The sequence below is a fragment of the Streptomyces sp. NPDC110618 genome, assembly GCF_055657065.1.
This window is the reverse complement of record NZ_JBVKBN010000035.1, coordinates 18,603-36,752: the sequence shown is the minus strand read 5'-3', so window position 1 is coordinate 36,752 and position 18,150 is coordinate 18,603. Positions and strand designations below refer to the sequence as shown.

Here is an 18,150-nt window from a genome sequence, read left to right as displayed (position 1 = left end):
CCCACCGGGCCAGCGTCCCGCCGGACCGCCCGACCCCGGATCACCCGCCAAGGGTGATCCCCTGCCGCCGGACGACGGCGAGGGTGGAGCCGCGCAGCCCCGGTGGCGGGCTACCGACGAGGAGGCGGGCGATGATCGCACGGAGTGCGTACTCCTTCGACCTGACCCCGGGCGAGCGGGCGGCCCTCGGCAGGCAGGCCCGGCGCCGGGTGCCCCGCGCCGACCAGGCGCGTTTCGAGGCCGGACCGGAGCGCTTCGACCCCGTCGACGTGATCGAGGCCCAGTCGGCGACCCGGCTGCAGGAGCTGGTGCCCATCCGCTACGGACGGATGCTGGAGTCGCCGTTCCGCTTCTACCGCGGCGCCGCCGCCATCATGGCGGCCGATCTGGGCGCCCACCCGGACACCGGGCTCACCGTCCGGCTCTGCGGGGACGCCCACCTGCTGAACTTCCGGCTGCTGGCCTCCCCGGAACGGCACCTCGTCTTCGACATCAACGACTTCGACGAAACCCTCGCCGGCCCCTTCGAATGGGACGTCAAGCGCCTGGCCGCCAGCTTCGTCATCGCCGCCCGCGCCAACGGCTTCACCACCCGCGAGCAGGACACCGCGGCACGGGAGTGCGTACGGGCCTACCGGCTGCGCATCCGGCAGCTCGCCGGGATGCGCACCCTGGACGTCTGGTACGCCCAGGACGACGCCGACCGCATGCGCGAACTCATGGCCTCGTCCATGGACAAGCGGGCCCGGCGCCGCACCGCGCAGGCCACCGCCAAGGCCCGCACCCGCACCCACCTCCAGGCGTTCGCCCGGCTCACCACCGACACGCCCGAGGGACGCCGGATCGCGGCAGACCCCCCGCTGATCACCCCGCTCGCCGACCTGACCGGACCCGACGACGCGGCCACGGAGAAGGAGCTGGCGACGGTCCTCGACCAGTACACGGCCAGCCTGTCCGCCGAGCGCCGCCACCTGCTGCGCCACTTCCGGCTGGTCGACATCGCCCGCAAGGTCGTGGGCGTCGGCAGCGTCGGCACCCGCTGCTGGATCCTGCTCCTGCTCGGCCGGGACGACGACGATCCCCTGCTGCTCCAGGCCAAGGAGGCCCAGCAGTCGGTGCTCGCCGCGCACACCGGCGGCGACGACTACGACAACCAGGGCCGCCGCGTGGTCGAGGGCCAGCGGCTCATCCAGACCACCAGCGACATCCTGCTGGGCTGGACCCGCGTGGTGGGCCTGGACGGCCGTGGCCGGGACTTCTACGTACGGCAGCTGCGGGACTGGAAGGGCATCGTGCGCCCCGAGACGATGGACCCCCGGCTGCTGAACCTGTTCGCCCAGCTGTGCGGGGCCTCCCTGGCCCGCGCGCACGCCCGCTCCGGCGACCCCGTAGCCATCGACTCCTACCTCGGCGGCAGCGACCGCTTCGACCGGGCGCTCGTCGCGTTCGCGCAGGTGTACGCGGACCGCAACGAGCGGGACTTCGAGGCACTGGGCGCGGCGGCGCGCTCCGGCCGGGTCACCGCCCGCGCGGCGTGAGGGCGGCCCTGGCCTACTCGGGCCTCCTGCGCATCTCCACGATGCGCAGTCCCAGGGACTGGCAGCGGGCCACGAGCCCGTAGATATGGGCCTCGTCGACCACCGGGCCGAACAGGATCGTCTGTCCGGCCATCACGACATGGCTCAGCTCCGGGAAGGACTTGGCGAGCGTTTCCGACATCTGGCCGTCGACACGGATCTCGTAGCGCATGGCGGTTCTCCCCGCGAAAGGGGTGCGCGGGCTGAAGACAGGGTCGTCGCGAGGGCCTTGGGCACCCCGCCCTACGATCGTGCGGCACCGGCCGCCGCGGGGCCTCACCCGGTACAGGTGAAACGGGATGCGGCGATCGCCGCGGTTCAGTGCTTCACCCACAGCTTGAAGGCGACGATCACCAGTCCCAGCAACAGGTTCACCGCCGCGCTGATGAGCACCAGACGCCAGGACGCCCCCACCCTGACCGCCGCCCGCACCGACCAGCCCACCTGGCCCACCACGGCCACGACGAGGGCCAGCCAGATGCCGCCCTGCACATCCAGGCCCAGCAGCGGACTGACCGCCACGGCGAGCGCCGGGGGCAGCGAGGCCCGCAGGATGGGCCACTCCTCGCGGCACACCGCCAGCACCGTGCGCCGGTCCAGGGCGTGCTGCCCGAGCCGCTCCCCGAACAGCTTGGCGTGCACGTGCGCCAGCCAGAACACCACGCCGGTCAGCACCAGCAGCACCACCAGCTCCACCCGCGGGAAGTTCCCGAGCGAGCCCGCGCCGAGCACCACGGAGGCCGCGAGCAGCGAGCCGTAGACACCACCGGTGAAGTCGGCGTGCGCCCGCCGCTCGGCCCGCCGCTCCCTGCGGGCCTCCCGGGCTTCCGGTGACCTCATGACCCGGTCCCGTGCTCGGCCTTGGCGCGCCCCGGCAGCCGGGCCGTCACCAGGAAGGTCGCCAGGGTGATCCCGCCCGTCGCGAGGACGGCCGCCTTGAGGCCCTTCAACTGGGCCGCCGCGTAGTCCTCGGTGACGGCGTCCACCTCGGCGGGCGGCAGCCCGGCCCGCTCGGCCCCGGCCCGCACCTGGTCGGTGGAGACGAAGGACACCCCGGCCTCCAGGGCGATCCCGGTCTGTTCCCGGGCCTCGGCCGACAGCCGGGGATCGTCCTCGACATGGGCGGTGAAGGACTGCGCGAGCGCGCCGATCAGCAGCGAGCCGATCAGCGCGGTGCCCAGCGCCGAGCCCAGGTTCTGGGCGGTGTACTGCAGACCACCGGCCTCGCTGCGCTCCTCCTCGGTGGCGCTGGACTGCACCACGTTGCCCAGTTGCGATACGAGCAGTCCCATGCCGAGGCCCAGCAGCGCCATGGCACCGGCGAACTGGGAGTCGTCGATCTTCGGGTCGATGGTGGCCAGCAGCCAGACGACGGCCGCCGCGAGGGTCAGCAGGGAGACCCTGACGAGGGTGCGCGGCGGCACCTTGCGGGCGAACCGGGAGGCGCCGAGGGAGGCGAGGAGCATCGTCACGGAGACCGGCAGCAGCCGCAGTCCCGTCTCGAACGCGTCGAAGCCCTGGACCACCTGGAGATAGAGCGGCACGGCGAAGAACAGGCCCAGCAGGATCAGGTTCTGGCTGAGCATGGTCAGCAGCCCGGCGCGCAGCGCGGGCCGCTCCAGCAGGGTCAGGTGCACCAGCGGGTCGGCGTGCCGGGCCGTCCGGCGGCGTTCCCAGGCCACGAAGGCGTACAGCACCAGGGCCGATCCGGCCACGAAGAACAGCGTCGGGGCGAACCCCAGGACCGTGAAGGGCGGGTTGCGCGGCTGCACCCAGCCCCAGGACCCGCTCTGCAGGACCCCGAGCACTCCGAGTCCGAGCCCCGCCGCGGACAGGGTGGCGCCGACGACGTCCATCCGGGGCCGTGGGCCGGTCCTGGGGACCTCCGTGATCACCCGGTGGCACACCAGCATGGCGACGACGACCACGACCTCCCCGGCGAAGACCAGCCGCCAGGTGAGATACGTCGTCACCCAGCCGCCGAGCAGCGGCCCCACCGCGATGCCCGCACCGGCCAGCCCGCCGATAACCCCGTACGCCACGGCACGGTCCGGGCCCCGGTAGGTCTCCGCGACCAGGGCGGCCATGGCAGGCAGCACCATGGCCGCGCCCAGCCCCTCGATCACCGACCAGCCGACCGCCAGGACCCCGACCGTCGGCGCCAGCGCGGTGAGCCCCGAGCCGACGCCGTAGACCACCAGACCGATGAGGAACAGCCGCCGGCGGCCCAGGATGTCGCCGAGTTTGGCGCCGACGGCCATGAAGGCGGCCATCATCAGCGCGTACAGGGTGATGACGGCCTGGATGGCGGTCACCTCGGTGTCGAAGTCCTCGACGAGTTGGCTGATCGACACGTTCATCACGGAGGTGTCCAGCACCATCAGGAACTGGGCCGCCCCGAGCACGATCAGAGCCCGCCAGTGCGCCATGCCCACCTCACTTGGTCACAACAGGCCGAGTTCGCGGGCCCGGCGTACGGCGTCGGTGCGGCGGTTCACGGCCAGCTTGCGGAAGACGCCCTTGAGGTGCGTCTTGACGGTGTTGACGGAGACGTACAGGTCGGCGGCGATCTCCTCGGTGGACATCATCCGGGCCAGCCGGACCAGTACGTCGTGCTCGCGCTCGCTGAGGTCCTCCACGACGAGCGGGGCGGATCCGCCGGGGCCGGTGTCCCCCGTCAGCCACTTCTCGGTGGGGTCGTGGGCGAGCATGCGGTGCAGCCAGGGGCCGGTCTCCAGGAACGGTCTGCGCAGGTGTTCCCGGCGGGCTTCCAGCAGGGCGCGGCTGAAGACGCGGCGGGCGGCGGCCGGGTCACCCGCCAGGCTGTGCGCCTGTGCGCGGGCGAGCAGGGCGGGCACGGTGACGGCGGGGCCGGCGCCGGTTCCCGGCGGGGCGGCGTCGAGCAGTTCGATCGCGGCATCGGGGTGGCCGGTGGCGAGGAGGGTGCGGGCGCCCTGGACCGCGCAGGGCGTCTGGCCGTCCGGGGCGCCGAGCAGCGCCCGCGCGGCGGTCTCCGGGCGGCCCTCGGCGAGGTGCGCGGCGCTGGCGAGGGCGGCGGCCCGGCCCCGCTCCCAGGGGGAGACCGTCTCGGCCGTGCAGGCCGGCTCGGTCGCGGCCAGCGCGGCGGGGATGTCCCCCTGCGCCAGGCGCAGCCGCGCCGTGGCCAGCGCGCGGCCCGCCGCCGTCACCGGATCGTCCGCTCCGCCCGGCCCGAACCCGGCCGCCTCGCCGAGGAGGCGTTCGGCCAGGTCGAGTTCGTCGCGCTCGACGGCCACGACGGCGCGGACCAGATGCCCCACGCTCGACCCCGAGGACGGCGGCAGCCCGTACCGCTCGGCCTCGGCCAGCGCGGCGAGCGCCTTGCGTTCGGCCCGGTCCAGCCAGCCCTCCAGGTAGTCGATGAGCGCGAGATGGCTCAGGCACTCCTGGCGGGGCAGCGCCGTCGCGGCTCCTACGGGGGAGACGACGACGGTGCCGAGGGCGTCCCGCGCCTCGTCGAACCGTCCGGCCCACAGCTGGGCCGCGCCCAGATGGGTCAGCAGCAGGGCGTCCAGCTCGGGATGCCGCTCCAGGCGCTCGTCCCGGACCTCCTCCCTCAGTCCCTGGGCCGACCGCGCCGCTTTCTCCGCCCGGCCCGGGGCGCCGGTCAGCCGGGCCGCGTGGGCCTCCAGGAGCGCGCAGCTGAGCTGGGCGGCCGTGGGGTCGGTGGCCTCGGTGGCCAGGGTCTGTTCGGCGCGGTGCAGATGGGCGAGGCCGCGGGTGACGTCGCGGTGGTCCAGGGCGCGGGCGGCGCGGATCAGCTCGGCGGCGGGGGTGGTGGTGCGCGGGGTCATGCCGGAGAAGAGCCCGGCGAGGCCCCCGGCGTGCAGTCCGGTGAAGAGCTGCCCGATGGCCAGGTCGTCGACCAGGGCGGCGGCGGTGAACTCCCAGTCGCCCGCGGCGGCGGCGTGCGCGAGGGACTCGGGGAGGTCACCCGAATGGTGCAGCCACTGCGCCGCCAGCCGGTGCAGGCGCCGGCGCAGGCCGGGCCGGGTGACCTCCAGGTGGGAGCGCAGGATCTCCCGGAGCAGGGGGTGCAGCCGGTAGTGGGAGTGCCCGAGCGACTCCACGAAGGCGTTGCGGCGGCGCAGCCCCTCCAGGATCCGCTCCGCGTCGTCCCGGCCGGTGAGCGCGTCGGCGAGACCCGGGGTGAACCGGTCCAGGATGCTGACGCGCAGCAGCAGGTCCTGGGTCTCGGGCGACTGCAGGGTGAGCACCTCGCCGAGGAGATAGTCGGCGACGGTGCTCTGTCCGGCCTCGAACTCCTTGAGGTAGGTCTCGGCGTCGTCGGCGTCCTGCGCGGCCAGGGCGCACAGCCTGAGGCCCGCGGCCCAGCCCTCGGTCCGCTCCACCAGACACCGGCAGGCGGCCAGCGACAGCTCCAGACCGTGCAGCCGCAGCAGCCCCCTCGTCTCCTCGGGCGTGAAGGCCAGCTCGGCGTTGCGGATCTCGGTGAGGGTCCCGGCCGCGCGGTAGCGGTGCAGCGGCAGCAGGGGCTCGGTGCGGGTGACGAGCACCAGGTGCAGTGCGGGCCCGGCGTGCCGCAGGACGAAGTCGAGCTGCTCACCGACGCCCGGGTCGGTGACCCGGTGGAATTCGTCGAGCACGACCACGACGGGCCCCTGACGGCCGGCGAGCCCCACCGCGAGACGGGCCAGCAACTTGCGGTCCACATGGTCCGCGTCCGCCGGGAACCCGACCTCACCATGAGTGAGCAGTCCCTGCCCGTGCAGGGACTGCATCAGATGGGCCCAGAACAGCCCGGGCGCCGGATCGGCGTCGGCGGTGAGCCAGCACACCGGCAGGTCCAGGCCGTCGGCCCAGTCGGCGACCAGCAGTGTCTTGCCCGCACCCGCGGCCCCGTTGACCATGGTCAGCGGCGTGGTCAGGGCCTCGTCGAGATGGTCGTGCAGCCGCCTGCGACGCAGAAACGTGGGGGGCCGGGCCGGTACGGTGAAACGCCCCGGAAGATAAGGGGCGCCCAGTGGATCAACCTCCGTGGCAGCCGTGCCCGGCCCGCTCGGTTCGACCGTGACCACTCCGCTCACCACCGTCGTCCGCCGGGTCCCGGTGACCCTGCTGCCTCCAGAATCCCAGCTTCCCCGCGAGACGGCCCGTCGGACGGGTCCGGGCCCGCTACGGCGCCCGGTCTACCGCGCCCCCACGGCCACCTCCCGTGCCCACCGGTAGTCCGCCTTGCCGCTCGGCGACCGACGCACCGCGTCCGTCAGCACCAGCTGGCGCGGGATCTTGTACCCGGCGAGATGTGTACGGCAGTGCGCCTGGAGGTCCTCCAGGGAGAGCCGACCGGCGCCCTCGCGGAGCTGGACGACGGCGGCCACATGGTGGCCCCACTTCGCGTCCGGCACCCCGGCGACCAGCGCGTCGTACACGTCGGGGTGGGACTTCAGAGCCTGCTCGACCTCCTCCGGGTACACCTTCTCGCCGCCCGTGTTGATGCACTGCGAACCGCGGCCGAGGACGGTCACCACGCCCTCCTCGTCGACGGTGGCCATGTCACCGAGGAGCACCCAGCGCTGCCCGTCCTTCTCGAAGAACGTCTCGGCGGTTTTCACCGGGTCGTTGTAGTAGCCGAGCGGGACGTGCCCGCACTGCGCGACCCGCCCGACCTCGCCCGGCGCGACCGGCTCATGGGTGACCGGATCGACCACCCGCGTACGGGAGTTGACCCGGATCCGGAACCCGCGCCGGGGACCGGAGTCCTCCGTGGCCGTGCCGTTGAAACCGGACTCGGAGGACCCGAAGTTGTTCAGCAGCATGACGTTCGGGACCAGTTCGAGGAACTGCCGCCGCACCGTCTCCGACATGATCGCGCCGGACGAGGAGACGGAGAACATCGACGAGCAGTCGGTGCCCTTCATGGGCCCGTTGAGGGCGTCGATGAGCGGCCGCAGCATCGCGTCGCCCACCAGCGACATGCTGGAGACCTTCTCCTTCTCGACGGTGCGCAGCACTTCCTCGGGCACGAACTTGCGGTGCAGCACGATCCGCTGGCCGAAGTGGAAGCCGATGAACGCGGTGAGGGTGGAGGTGCCGTGCATCAGCGGGGGAGCGGGGAAGAAGGTGATCCCGGACCCGCCCGCCGCGACCCGCTCGGCCAGTTCCTCGGGCGACTTCACCGGCTCACCCGTCGGCGCCCCGCCGCCCAGCCCGGCGAAGAACAGATCCTCCTGACGCCACATCACACCCTTGGGCATCCCCGTCGTCCCACCGGTGTAGATGATGAACTGGTCGTCCCCCGACCGCTTTGGGAAGCCCCGCGACGGCGAACCGGCCGCCTCCGCCTCGGCGAACGGCACTCCCAGCGAACCGCCCCCGCCCACGCGCACGAGATGCCGCAGCTTCTCCGCACGCGGCCGCGCCGCCGCCACCCGGTCCGCGAACTCGGCGTCGAAGACCACCGCCACCAGATCCGCGTCCCGGTAGAGGTAGACCAACTCCTCTTCCACGTAGCGGTAGTTGACGTTCACCGGCACGATCCGCGCCTTGAGGCAGCCGAGCACCGTCTGCAAGTACTCGACCCCGTTGTACAGATGCAGCCCGAGGTGCTCACCGGGCCCGATCCCGCTGTCCAGCAGGTAGTGCCCGATGCGGTTCGCGGCCGCGTCCAGCTCGGCGTAGGTCAGCCTGCGCTCCGCGCCCGTGCCGGGGTGGTCGAGATACACCAGCGCCTCGCGGTCCGGCACGACGTCCACGACCGACTCGAACAGGTCGGCAAGGTTGTACTCCACCGCTCCTCCTGACCTCGCTGCCCCTCGGTTGCCGGTCATCAGAGCAAAGGGCGGCCCGGCTGTGAAGACTCCGCGCACAACAAATCTGACTGAGTGTCAGAAAACTATTGAAGTGCTCGGGCGCCTCCTGCAACCTGTTCTCGTTCTCAAGAGGGGAGACGGGCGATGGGCGGAACCGAACACCTCACCGTGCGCCGCGAGGGCGCCACACTCGTGCTCACACTCGACCGGCCGGAAGCGAAGAACGCGCTCTCGCTGCCGATGCTCGTCGGCCTGTACGACGGCTGGATCGAGGCGGACGAGGACGACTCGGTCCGCTCCATCGTGCTGACCGGCGCGGGTGGTTCCTTCTGCGCCGGGATGGACCTCAAGGCACTGGCGGGCAAGGGCATGGCGGGCGAGCAGTACCGCGACCGGCTCACCGCCGACCCCGACCTGCACTGGAAGGCGATGCTGCGCCACCACCGCCCCCGCAAACCCGTCATCGCCGCCGTCGAGGGCTACTGCGTCGCGGGCGGCACCGAGATCCTCCAGGGCACCGACATCCGCGTGGCCGGGGAGTCCGCCACCTTCGGCCTCTTCGAGGTCCGCCGCGGACTGTTCCCGATCGGCGGCTCCACCGTCCGCCTGCCCCGCCAGATCCCGCGCACCCACGCGCTGGAAATGCTCCTCACCGGCCGCCCCTACAGCGCCCGGGAGGCCGCGGACATCGGTCTGATCGGCCATGTCGTCCCCGACGGCACCGCCCTCGACAAGGCCCTGGAGATCGCCGAACGCGTCAACGCCTGCGGCCCCCTGGCCGTCGAGGCCGTCAAAGCGTCCGTGTACGCGACCGCCGAGATGACCGAGACCGAGGGGCTCGCCGTCGAACTGGAGCGCGGCTGGCCGGTCTTCGACACCGACGATGCCAAGGAAGGCGCCCGCGCCTTCACGGAGAAGCGCCCGCCCGACTTCCGCCGCCACTGAAGGAGCCCCCGATGCCCGAAGTCCTGCGCGCGCCCCTCGTCGTCGAGTTCCCCTTCACCCGCTCCCTCGGCCCCGTCCAGAGCATCTTCCTCACCGGACTGCGCGAACAGGTCGTCCTCGGCGTCCGCACCACCGACGGCCGTGTCCTCGTCCCGCCCGTCGAGTACGACCCGGTCACCGCCGAGGAACTGCGCGACCTCGTCGCAGTCGCCCCCACCGGCACCGTCACCACCTGGGCCTGGAATCCCCACCCCCGCCCCGGCCAGCCCCTCGCCACCCCCTTCGCCTGGGTCCTGGTCCGCCTCGACGGCGCCGACACCGCCCTCCTGCACGCCCTCGACGCCCCCGGCCCCGACGCCGTTCGCACCGGCATGCGCGTCCGCGTCCGCTGGGCCGCGACCCGCACCGGCGCCATCACCGACATCGCCTGCTTCGACCCGTACGACGGAGAACCCACCCAAGTCACAGGCCACACCGGGCAGTTCGCCGACCCGGTCACCGGCATCGTCACCCCCGCCCGCCTCGACTACACCTACACCCCAGGCCGCGCCCAGTCCGCCTACCTCGACGCCCTCGCCGACCGGCGCACGGTCGGCGAACGCTGCCCGGACTGCCGCAAGGTGTACGTCCCGCCCCGCGGCGCCTGCCCCACCTGCGGCGTCGCCACCACCGAACAGGTCGAGGTCGGCCCCCGCGGCACCGTCACCACCTTCTGCATCGTCAACATCAAGGCCCGGAACCTCGACATCGAAGTCCCCTACGTCTACGCCCACATCGCCCTCGACGGCGCCGGACTCGCCCTGCACGGCCGGATCGCGGGCATCCCCTACGACCAGGTCCGCATGGGCCTGCGGGTGGAACCGGTGTGGACCGAGGGCGCCCGCCACCCCGACCACTACCGGCCCACCGGCGAGCCGGACGCGGACTACGACACCTACCGGGAGCTGCTGTGACCCGAGAGATCGCCGTCGTCGCCTTCGCCCAGACCGACCACCGCCGCAGCAGCGACGACCTCTCCGAGGTCGAGATGCTGATGCCGGTCCTGCACCAGGTCCTCGACCGCACCGGACTGCGCACCGCCGACATCGGCTTCACCTGCTCCGGCTCCAGCGACTACCTGGCGGGCCGCGCCTTCTCCTTCACCCTCGCCCTCGACGGCGTCGGCGCCTGGCCCCCCATCTCCGAGTCGCACGTCGAGATGGACGGCGCCTGGGCCCTGTACGAGGCCTGGACCAAACTCCTCACCGGCGACGCCGACACCGCCCTGGTCTACGCCTACGGCAAGTCCTCCCCGGGCTCCCTGCGCGACGTCCTCACCCGCCAGCTCGACCCGTACTACGTGGCGCCCCTGTGGCCCGACTCCGTCGCCCTCGCCGCCCTCCAGGCACAGGCCCTCATCGACGCCCACGAGACGGACGAACCGCAGCTCGCGGCCATCGCCGCCCGCAGCCGCGCCACCGACAACCCGCACGCCCAGCTCCGCGGCCCCGTCCCGCACGGCGACTACGTCGTACGCCCCCTGCGCACCGGCGACTGCCCGCCGATCAGCGACGGCGCCGCCGCCGTGATCCTCGCCGCCGGCGACCGGGCCCGCGCACTGTGCGAGCGGCCCGCCTGGATCCGCGGCATCGACCACCGCATCGAGCCCCACTCCCTCGGCGTCCGCGACCTCACCGACTCGCCCTCCACCCGTCTCGCCGCCGAAAAGGCGGGCGCCTTCGACCGGCCCGTCGACACGGCCGAACTGCACGCCCCCTTCACCGCGCAGGAGATCGTCCTGCGCAAGGCGCTGCGCCTCGACGACACCGTGCGCGTCAACCCCTCCGGCGGCGCGCTCGCCGCCAACCCCGTCATGGCCGCCGGACTGATCCGCCTCGGCGAGGCGGCGGCCGCGATCCACCGGGGCGAGTCGGACCGCGCCCTCGCCCACGCCACCTCCGGCCCCTGTCTGCAGCAGAACCTGGTCGCCGTACTGGAAGGGGACCCGCGATGAGCAAGGAACCCGTGGCCGTCGTCGGGATCGGCCAGACCAAGCACGTCGCGGCCCGCCGGGACGTGTCCATCGCCGGACTGGTCCGCGAGGCCGCCCGCCGCGCCCTCGACGACGCGGAGCTGACCTGGGCCGACATCGACGCCGTCGTCATCGGCAAGGCGCCCGACTTCTTCGAGGGCGTGATGATGCCCGAGCTGTACCTCGCCGACGCGCTCGGCGCGGTCGGCAAACCCCTGCTGCGCGTCCACACGGCCGGCTCCGTCGGCGGCTCCACCGCCCTCGTCGCCGCCGGACTCATCGCCTCCCGCGTCCACGGCACCGTGCTGACCTGCGCCTTCGAGAAACAGTCCGAGTCCAACGCGATGTGGGGCCTGTCCCTGCCCATCCCCTTCCAGCAGCCCCTGCTCGCCGGGGCGGGCGGCTTCTTCGCCCCGCACGTGCGCGCCTACATGCGGCGCAGCGGCGCCCCCGACACCGTCGGCTCCCTCGTCGCCTACAAGGACCGGCGCAACGCCCTGAAGAACCCCTGTGCCCACCTCCACGAGCACGACATCACCCTGGAGAAGGTCCAGTCCTCGCCCATGCTCTGGGACCCCATCCGCTACTCCGAGACCTGCCCCTCCTCCGACGGCGCCTGCGCCATGGTCCTCACCGGCCGCGCCGGAGCCGCCCGCGCGCCCCGCCCGCCCGCCTGGATGCACGGCGGCGCCATGCGCAGCGAACCCACCCTGTTCGCGGGGAAGGACGCGGTCTCGCCGCGGGCAGGCAAGGACTGCGCCGCCGACGTCTACCGGCAGGCCGGGATCACCGACCCGCGCCGCGAGATCGACGCCGTCGAGATGTACGTGCCGTTCTCCTGGTACGAGCCGATGTGGCTGGAGAACCTCGGCTTCGCCGACGAGGGCGAGGGCTGGAAACTCACCGAGGCCGGAGTGACCGAGCTGGACGGCGACCTGCCGGTGAACATGTCCGGCGGGGTGCTCTCCTCCAACCCCATCGGCGCCTCCGGCATGATCCGGTTCGCCGAGGCCGCCCTCCAGGTGCGCGGCCAGGCCGGGGAACACCAGGTCGAGGGCGCGCGCCGGGCCCTGGGGCACGCCTACGGCGGCGGATCGCAGTTCTTCGCCATGTGGCTCGTCGGTGCCGAACCGCCCCCGTCCTGAGAGCGCTCCGCAAAGGTCCCCCTCACGTGGCCTGTCGGGTCCCGGAACCGGTCGCTAGGCTGGCCGCGGACGACGAACCGGGAGGAGCACGGACGTGGCCGAGAGCACCATCCAGCAGCAGCCGTTCACGGGTTGGGACAAGCCGGAGCTGGACCTCAGCAACGCCGAGTGGCATTCGAGCAGCCGGGGTCTGGGAGACGTCCAGATCGCCTTTGTCGAGGGTTTCATCGCGATGCGCAACAGCGGCCGCCCGGAGAGCCCTTCCCTGATCTTCACACCCGCCGAATGGGGCGCCTTCGTGTCGGGGGCGCGCGAGGGAGAGTTCGACCTGACCTGAGCCGACGTGCGTCGGACCCGCCGGATCCGTCCGGCGGGCCGAACCGGGGGTGTTCCGACCGTATTTCCGGACACGCGACCGCCAGCACCCTCCTGGAACCGGCCCCTGCGCCAGGCTGATCCGGGAGGGGGGACGGACGTACTCGGGAAGCGAGGCACCCCATGAGCACCCTGCCGGTCATCGCGGCCGTCGACGGTTCGGACGACAGCCTGCGGGCCCTGGACTGGGCCCTTGCCGAGGCACGCCTGCGCGAGGCACCCCTGCGGGTCGTGCACGTACGGCAGTACGCCCCCTGGATGCAGCCCGACGTCCTGACAGCGGGCCCGCCGGACGGCGCCGCCGACCCGGTGCTCGACCGGGCCCGCGCCCACCTCGACGCGATCCCGGACCGGCCGGAGGCGGAGTACGTCCCGCTGGACGGCTCCCCGACCGTCGTACTCCCCGAACTGGCCTCCACGGCCCAGCTGTTGGTACTCGGCTCACGCGGCCGGGGCGGCTTCGCGAGCCTCCTGCTGGGCTCCACCGGCCTGGCCGCCGCCCGGGACGCCGAATGCCCCGTCGTCGTGGTCCCCCGTCCGGGACGCGAGATCCACGACGCTCCGCCCGCCGAGCCGGGCCCCCGAGTCGTGGTCGGCCTCCAGGTCGACAGCCCCGACGACGCCACCCTCGAGTTCGCCTTCACCGAAGCGGCCCGCCGCGGCGCCCGCCTCCAGGTCATCGCCGCCTACGCCTGGCCGGTCCAGGTCTGGACGGCGTCCCCGGTCCCGGCGTTCCCGCCACCGGTCAAACAGGAACCGATCGAGCACGAGACCCGGGCCCTGGCGGACGGCTTCCTGGCCCCCCACCGCACCCGCCACCCCGACGTACGCACGGACCCGCAGATCCTCCCGGGCGACGCGGCGGGCCACCTGGTGGCGGCCTCGAAGAACGCCGACCTGTTGGTAGTGGGCCGCTACCGCCGCCGCCTGCTGGCCCCCACCAGAATGCTCGGCTCGGTGAGCCACGCGGTCCTCCTCCACGCGGCCTGCCCCATCGCAGTGGTCCCCCCAACGGCAACCGACGAGTAGGGGGCACTCAGGGGCGCGGGGCTGTACCGATGTGCGGCTCCGCCGTGTGGGCGCGCCCGGCCACCGACAACCGGGACCCGCCGGACGGCACAAGCCGGGCACCCCGCCGGGCGCGGCGCGACGTTCCCGCACGCGCCGGACGGCGCCCGGCCACGGACAACCCCCAACGGCCGGACGGCACAGGGTGGCACCGCGGTTGTGCGCACGGCCAAGTAGCATGGGCGACATGTCGTTCCTCCGCCGCCGCAGCGCCACCCCCGCCGGGCCCGACTTCGACGTACTGGCCATGGATCCGGGCGACTGGCCCGGAAATCTGGGCGCCGGCCTGCTGCCCGCGCCCGACGGCAGCTGCCAGGGGGTCTTCCTGCGCTACGACCTCTTCGGCGGCCGCGGCCCCGCGATGATCATCGGCAATCTGCCCGAGGGCTCCCCGGCCAGGGACGTCGCCGAGGGCGAGATCCCCTTCGAGGTGGCCCAGCTGCTGCTCGCGCTGGAGAACGACGAGGAGATCACCGTCGTCGGCACCGAGGACGTCCCCGTGATGCAGGGCGACAACCTCCTGATCGTCCGGCGCCTGAAGCTCTCCGAGAGCCGGATCTCCTGCGTGCAGTTCGACCGCAGCGACAACGTCCTGGTGACCATCGCCGCCTGGGACCGCCCCATCACCGACGACCTGTACGCCCTGCTGAAGCCGCTCCCGGCGGAGCTGTTCCAGCAGGGCTGAGTCCCGGCTACCGGGTCGCGGACACGAGCCGCACGTCCGCGGCCCGGACGAACGCCACCCGGTGGCCGTACTGGATCTCGTAGTACTGGTCCTCGCCCGTCACCACCCGGTGCGAGGCCGTATCGAAGGTCACCGCGTAGTAGTACTGCCCGGGCACCTTGTCCCCGACCACGTACTTCTGCCCCGCGGGCAGCCGGTACGGCAGCGGTGACACCGGCTGCGCGGGCACCCCCTCCGGATAGGCGGACGCCTCCGGGTAGGCCCTCCCGTACACCGGGACGCTCTCCAGACCGTCCCTCGGTGTCACCACCAGCCCTTTGGCGTTCACGGCCGTCGGCTTCTTCGCCGGGTTGTGGAACCACGCCTTCTGCCCCAGGTACCAGATCGCCGTCCAGTCCCCGTCCCGCCCGGCGACCGCGAACTGCTGCCCGGTGGAGACCCGCGAGGACAGATCGTTCACCCCGATGCTCGGCGTCGTCCCCAGCCCGATGTCCTTGATCAGCGGGTACGACGTCCCCGGCCCGGAGTACAGCCGTACCGCGCTCGACCCGTGCGCCGGGCACGGGCTGCCCGGCGCCGCGCAGCCGGTGTACTCCGGCTTGTGCTCGTCGTAGTCGGGGCGGATGGTCACCATCCCGCCCTTCTTCCCGGCGGTGGCGTGGAACGGCTTGCCGAGCAGCAGGAAGTAGTGGCTCCAGTCCCAGTACGGACCCGGGTCGGTGTGCATGCCCTTGACCGTCGCCGTGGTCGGCCCCGGCACCGTGTCATGGCCGAGGATGTGCTGGCGGTCCAGCGGAATGCCGTATGTGCGTGCCAGGTACTTCACCAGCCGCGCCGAGGACCGGTACATCGCCTCCGTGTACCAGGCGTCCGGGTTCGCCAGGAACCCCTCGTGCTCCAGACCGATCGACTTGGCGTTGACGTACCAGTTCCCCGCGTGCCAGCCGACATCCTTGGCCTTCAGGTGCTGGGCGATGTGGCCGTCGGTGGAGCGCAGCGAGTAGTTCCAGGACACGTAGGTCGGGTCCTGGACCATCTCCAGCACACCCTCCCAGGCGCCCTCCGTGTCGTGCACGACGATGTACTCGATGCTCTGCGACTCGGGCCGGTCGCCGAGATCGTGGTTGCCGTAGTCGCCGTCCCCGAACTCCTCGTAGGGCGCCGGGATCCACTCGCAGGACACCGACGCGGGGCACTCCGTGTCACCCGCGGCCGGGGCGCGCAGCCCGGCCCGGTCCAGGGTCCCGGTGTCGGGCCGTACGTTCGGCTGCGCCGCCAGGACCATCCGCTGCCCGGAGTCCGTGATCCGGTCACCGCCGGCGCGGATCACGTCGTAGACCTCGTTCGCGTACGTCGCCGCCGTGGCGCGGTCGTCGGCGCCGGAGAACAGGGCTACCGCCCCGTACCAGTCCGCCGGATCCGCGCTGAGCGGCGCCCCCAGCTCCTTCTGGGCCGCGGCGAGCAGGGCGGCGCCGCCCGCCACATTGGCGGCGGGGTCGCTGCGCAGCCGCTCCGGGCTCAGCCCGGTGAGCTCCGCGGCCCTCGGCAGGGTCTTCAGCCGGGCGGGCAGCTCGCGGACCGACGGGATCCGTTCCTCGGGCACGAGCGGCCTGCGGGCCTGGTCGCCGCGCGCGTCCTCCCGGCCCTCGCTGTGGTGGATGGCCGTGGCGAGCGCGGTGCGGGCGTCGGTGAGGTGCATCGGTCCGTAGCCGCCGGTCACACTCGGCGCCCCGGCGTGCGTGTCCCAGCGGGACTGGAGGTAGGAGACGCCCAGCAGCACGCTGCGCGGGACGCCGTACTCGGTGGCGGCCGAGGAGAACGCCGCCTGGAGCACCCGTGCGGGCGACACGGCGGACGGCTGAGCGGACGACTGTGCTGCGGACGACTGTGCTTCGGAAGGGGCCGCGCCGAGCAGGGGGAGGAGAAGCGCGGCGGAGGCCACCGGACCGGCGGCTCTCTTCGCGGCGCCCTCCAGGGCAGTGACGGATCGTCGCAAAACAGCCTCCTGGGACGGTCGGGTGCGATGAGCCGTTCGGGGCCGGGCAATGCGTCCGTGGTACCGGCCTGCCGACGATCCGTCAATCATGCCCAGGGGCAGGGGAGGAGCCGCGCATACGGAGGTCCGCGGTGCGCCGCTGTCGAGGGCGCGCCGCGGACCTCCGTCCCCGTCAGCGAGTACCGACCGCGGCGCGCACGGCCCGGCGGGCCAGCTGGCAGTCGTCGTGCAGCCGCCTGAGCAGCAGGCGCTGTTCCTCGCCGGACGGCGCAGCACCCGGGTGGGCCGGACCCGGTGCCGCCGGGGCAGTGTCGTGCATCGAACGCTGCACGGCCGTCTCGTAGGTGCGGATCTCACGGGTGAGGACGAGCATCAGGTTCACCAGGAAGGCGTCCCGGGACGCCGGGCCCGCCGCCTGGGCGATCTGGCTGATCTGCCGCCGCGCGACCGGCGCGTCCCCGAGGATCGACCACAGGGTGGCCAGGTCGTAGCCCGGCAGGTACCAGCCCGCGTGCTCCCAGTCCACCAGCACTGGACCGGCCGGTGACACAAGGATGTTCGAGAGCAGTGCCTCGCCGTGGCAGAACTGGCCCATGCCCTGCCGGCCCGCCGCGTGGGCGATGCCGTGCAGCAGCTTCTGCAGGTCGCCCATGTCGCGGTCGGTGAGCAGCCCCAGCTCGTGGTAACGGGCGATGCGCGCCGGATAGTCCAGCGGGGCGTCGAAGGTGCCCGCCGGCGGCCGCCAGGCGTTGAGCCGGCAGACCGCCGCCAGCGCCGCTCTGATGTCCGCCCGCGGCGGCGCCTCGGACGGGTGCCGTTGAAGAGCCGCCACGCGCCCCGGCATCCGCTCGATCACCAGCGTGCAGTTGTCCGGATCCGCCGCGATCAACCGGGGCACCCGCACGGGCGGGCGGTGCCGGACGAACGAGCGGTAAGCAGCTATTTCGTGCCGGATCCGCTCCGCCCAGACGGGGGAGTGGTCCAGTAAGCACTTGGCGACGGCCGTGCTGCGTCCCGTCGTCCCCACGAGGAGCACGGACCGTCCGCTGCGCCGCAGCACCTGGACCGGAGTGAACTCCGGGCAGATCCGGTGCACGGACGCGATGGCCGTACGCAGCTGGGCCCCCTGAGGGCCGGACAAGTCGAGTCTCCCGCTGAGCGGTTGGGTGCCGATCCCCGGCGCGCGCCGTGGCCGGCCCGCTCCGAGGACGGGGGCCGCCGACCGCGCGGGGTCGAGGTAGGGGCCGCTGCCCGCCGGGCGGGGGTGCAGCGTCCGGGGCGGGGCGGACACGGAGGACGATGCTGCGTACATGGGCGAAACAGATCCCTTCGTGTGCCTGCTGTGCCTGCTGAAGCGCAAACGCCTGCCCGGCCCGGCCGCACGGGTGCACCCTGGGGAATGCGCCCTTTTGGAGAGCGGCGACCGGGCCGGGATGGCGCTTTCCTACCTGACACCCGATGGCCAGTGGCACACCATCTGGCGCACCCTGGCGAACCCTGGCGAATAGTCGCCCGGCAACTCTCACCGGGCTACTG

16 protein-coding genes are annotated in these 18,150 nt (G+C 72.8%); 9 read left to right on the top strand and 7 right to left on the bottom strand.

Features of this window, described 5'->3' with window-relative positions:
- Positions 1-131 precede the first annotated feature (131 nt).
- The gene (locus ACZ7L7_RS35605; protein WP_285515346.1) at positions 132-1,538 is read left to right on the top strand and encodes a DUF2252 domain-containing protein; all 1,407 of its coding nucleotides are present in this window, start codon (positions 132-134) and stop codon (positions 1,536-1,538) included.
- A 13-nt stretch (positions 1,539-1,551) separates the two neighbouring features.
- Here ACZ7L7_RS35605 and ACZ7L7_RS35600 read toward each other — a convergent pair whose 3' ends face one another.
- The 5 genes from ACZ7L7_RS35600 to ACZ7L7_RS35580 form a co-directional block, all read right to left on the bottom strand.
- Positions 1,552-1,749, bottom strand: coding sequence for a hypothetical protein (locus ACZ7L7_RS35600; protein WP_093720780.1), 198 nt, complete (start codon positions 1,747-1,749; stop codon positions 1,552-1,554).
- Between the two features lie 146 nt (positions 1,750-1,895).
- A complete protein-coding gene (locus ACZ7L7_RS35595) occupies positions 1,896-2,417 on the bottom strand; it encodes a hypothetical protein (RefSeq protein ID WP_285515345.1) in 522 nt (173 codons plus the stop codon).
- The gene (locus tag ACZ7L7_RS35590; protein WP_453602979.1) at positions 2,414-4,006 is read right to left on the bottom strand and encodes an MFS transporter; all 1,593 of its coding nucleotides are present in this window, start codon (positions 4,004-4,006) and stop codon (positions 2,414-2,416) included. The genes ACZ7L7_RS35595 and ACZ7L7_RS35590 overlap by 4 nt, the downstream gene beginning before the upstream one ends.
- Before the next feature lie 15 nt (positions 4,007-4,021).
- Positions 4,022-6,667 carry a winged helix-turn-helix domain-containing protein gene (locus tag ACZ7L7_RS35585; protein WP_472077924.1) on the bottom strand — a complete coding sequence of 882 codons (2,646 nt, stop codon included), beginning with the start codon at positions 6,665-6,667 and terminating at the stop codon, positions 4,022-4,024.
- A 99-nt stretch (positions 6,668-6,766) separates the two neighbouring features.
- On the bottom strand, positions 6,767-8,368 hold the full coding sequence (locus ACZ7L7_RS35580; protein WP_471592284.1) for an acyl-CoA synthetase: 1,602 nt from the start codon (positions 8,366-8,368) through the stop codon (positions 6,767-6,769).
- A 165-nt stretch (positions 8,369-8,533) separates the two neighbouring features.
- Here ACZ7L7_RS35580 and ACZ7L7_RS35575 point away from each other — a divergent pair, with 165 nt between their 5' ends.
- The 7 genes from ACZ7L7_RS35575 to ACZ7L7_RS35545 all read left to right on the top strand — a co-directional run bounded on the left by ACZ7L7_RS35575 (position 8,534) and on the right by ACZ7L7_RS35545 (position 14,618).
- A complete protein-coding gene (locus ACZ7L7_RS35575; RefSeq protein WP_472077923.1) occupies positions 8,534-9,334 on the top strand; it encodes a crotonase/enoyl-CoA hydratase family protein in 801 nt (266 codons plus the stop codon).
- A gap of 11 nt (positions 9,335-9,345) precedes the next feature.
- Positions 9,346-10,287 (top strand): Zn-ribbon domain-containing OB-fold protein, encoded by a 942-nt coding sequence (locus ACZ7L7_RS35570; RefSeq protein ID WP_472077922.1) that lies wholly within the window; start codon positions 9,346-9,348, stop codon positions 10,285-10,287.
- Positions 10,284-11,327 (top strand): thiolase domain-containing protein, encoded by a 1,044-nt coding sequence (locus ACZ7L7_RS35565; protein ID WP_472077921.1) that lies wholly within the window; start codon positions 10,284-10,286, stop codon positions 11,325-11,327. The genes ACZ7L7_RS35570 and ACZ7L7_RS35565 overlap by 4 nt, the downstream gene beginning before the upstream one ends.
- Positions 11,324-12,490 (top strand): thiolase domain-containing protein, encoded by a 1,167-nt coding sequence (locus ACZ7L7_RS35560; RefSeq protein ID WP_285515338.1) that lies wholly within the window; start codon positions 11,324-11,326, stop codon positions 12,488-12,490. The genes ACZ7L7_RS35565 and ACZ7L7_RS35560 overlap by 4 nt, the downstream gene beginning before the upstream one ends.
- A gap of 94 nt (positions 12,491-12,584) precedes the next feature.
- Entirely contained in the window at positions 12,585-12,827 is a 243-nt protein-coding gene (locus ACZ7L7_RS35555; protein WP_093720772.1) for a DUF397 domain-containing protein, read from the top strand.
- 161 nt (positions 12,828-12,988) lie between these two features.
- Positions 12,989-13,894: a universal stress protein gene (locus tag ACZ7L7_RS35550; protein WP_471432313.1), complete on the top strand. Its 906-nt coding sequence runs from the start codon at positions 12,989-12,991 to the stop codon at positions 13,892-13,894.
- Positions 13,895-14,120: 226 nt separating this feature from the next.
- Positions 14,121-14,618 carry a hypothetical protein gene (locus ACZ7L7_RS35545; RefSeq protein WP_285429525.1) on the top strand — a complete coding sequence of 166 codons (498 nt, stop codon included), beginning with the start codon at positions 14,121-14,123 and terminating at the stop codon, positions 14,616-14,618.
- A gap of 7 nt (positions 14,619-14,625) precedes the next feature.
- Here the strand turns inward: ACZ7L7_RS35545 and ACZ7L7_RS35540 are convergent, their stop codons facing one another.
- Together ACZ7L7_RS35540 and ACZ7L7_RS35535 are read right to left on the bottom strand one after the other, a co-directional pair.
- The gene (locus ACZ7L7_RS35540; RefSeq protein ID WP_472077920.1) at positions 14,626-16,614 is read right to left on the bottom strand and encodes an N-acetylmuramoyl-L-alanine amidase; all 1,989 of its coding nucleotides are present in this window, start codon (positions 16,612-16,614) and stop codon (positions 14,626-14,628) included.
- A 172-nt stretch (positions 16,615-16,786) separates the two neighbouring features.
- On the bottom strand, positions 16,787-17,926 hold the full coding sequence (locus tag ACZ7L7_RS35535; protein WP_285515335.1) for an aminoglycoside phosphotransferase family protein: 1,140 nt from the start codon (positions 17,924-17,926) through the stop codon (positions 16,787-16,789).
- Here ACZ7L7_RS35535 and ACZ7L7_RS35530 point away from each other — a divergent pair.
- Complete coding sequence (locus ACZ7L7_RS35530; protein ID WP_285515334.1) at positions 17,925-18,122, top strand: hypothetical protein; 198 nt, start codon at positions 17,925-17,927, stop codon at positions 18,120-18,122. The two genes, ACZ7L7_RS35535 and ACZ7L7_RS35530, sit on opposite strands and share 2 nt — an antisense overlap.
- Positions 18,123-18,150 lie beyond the last annotated feature (28 nt).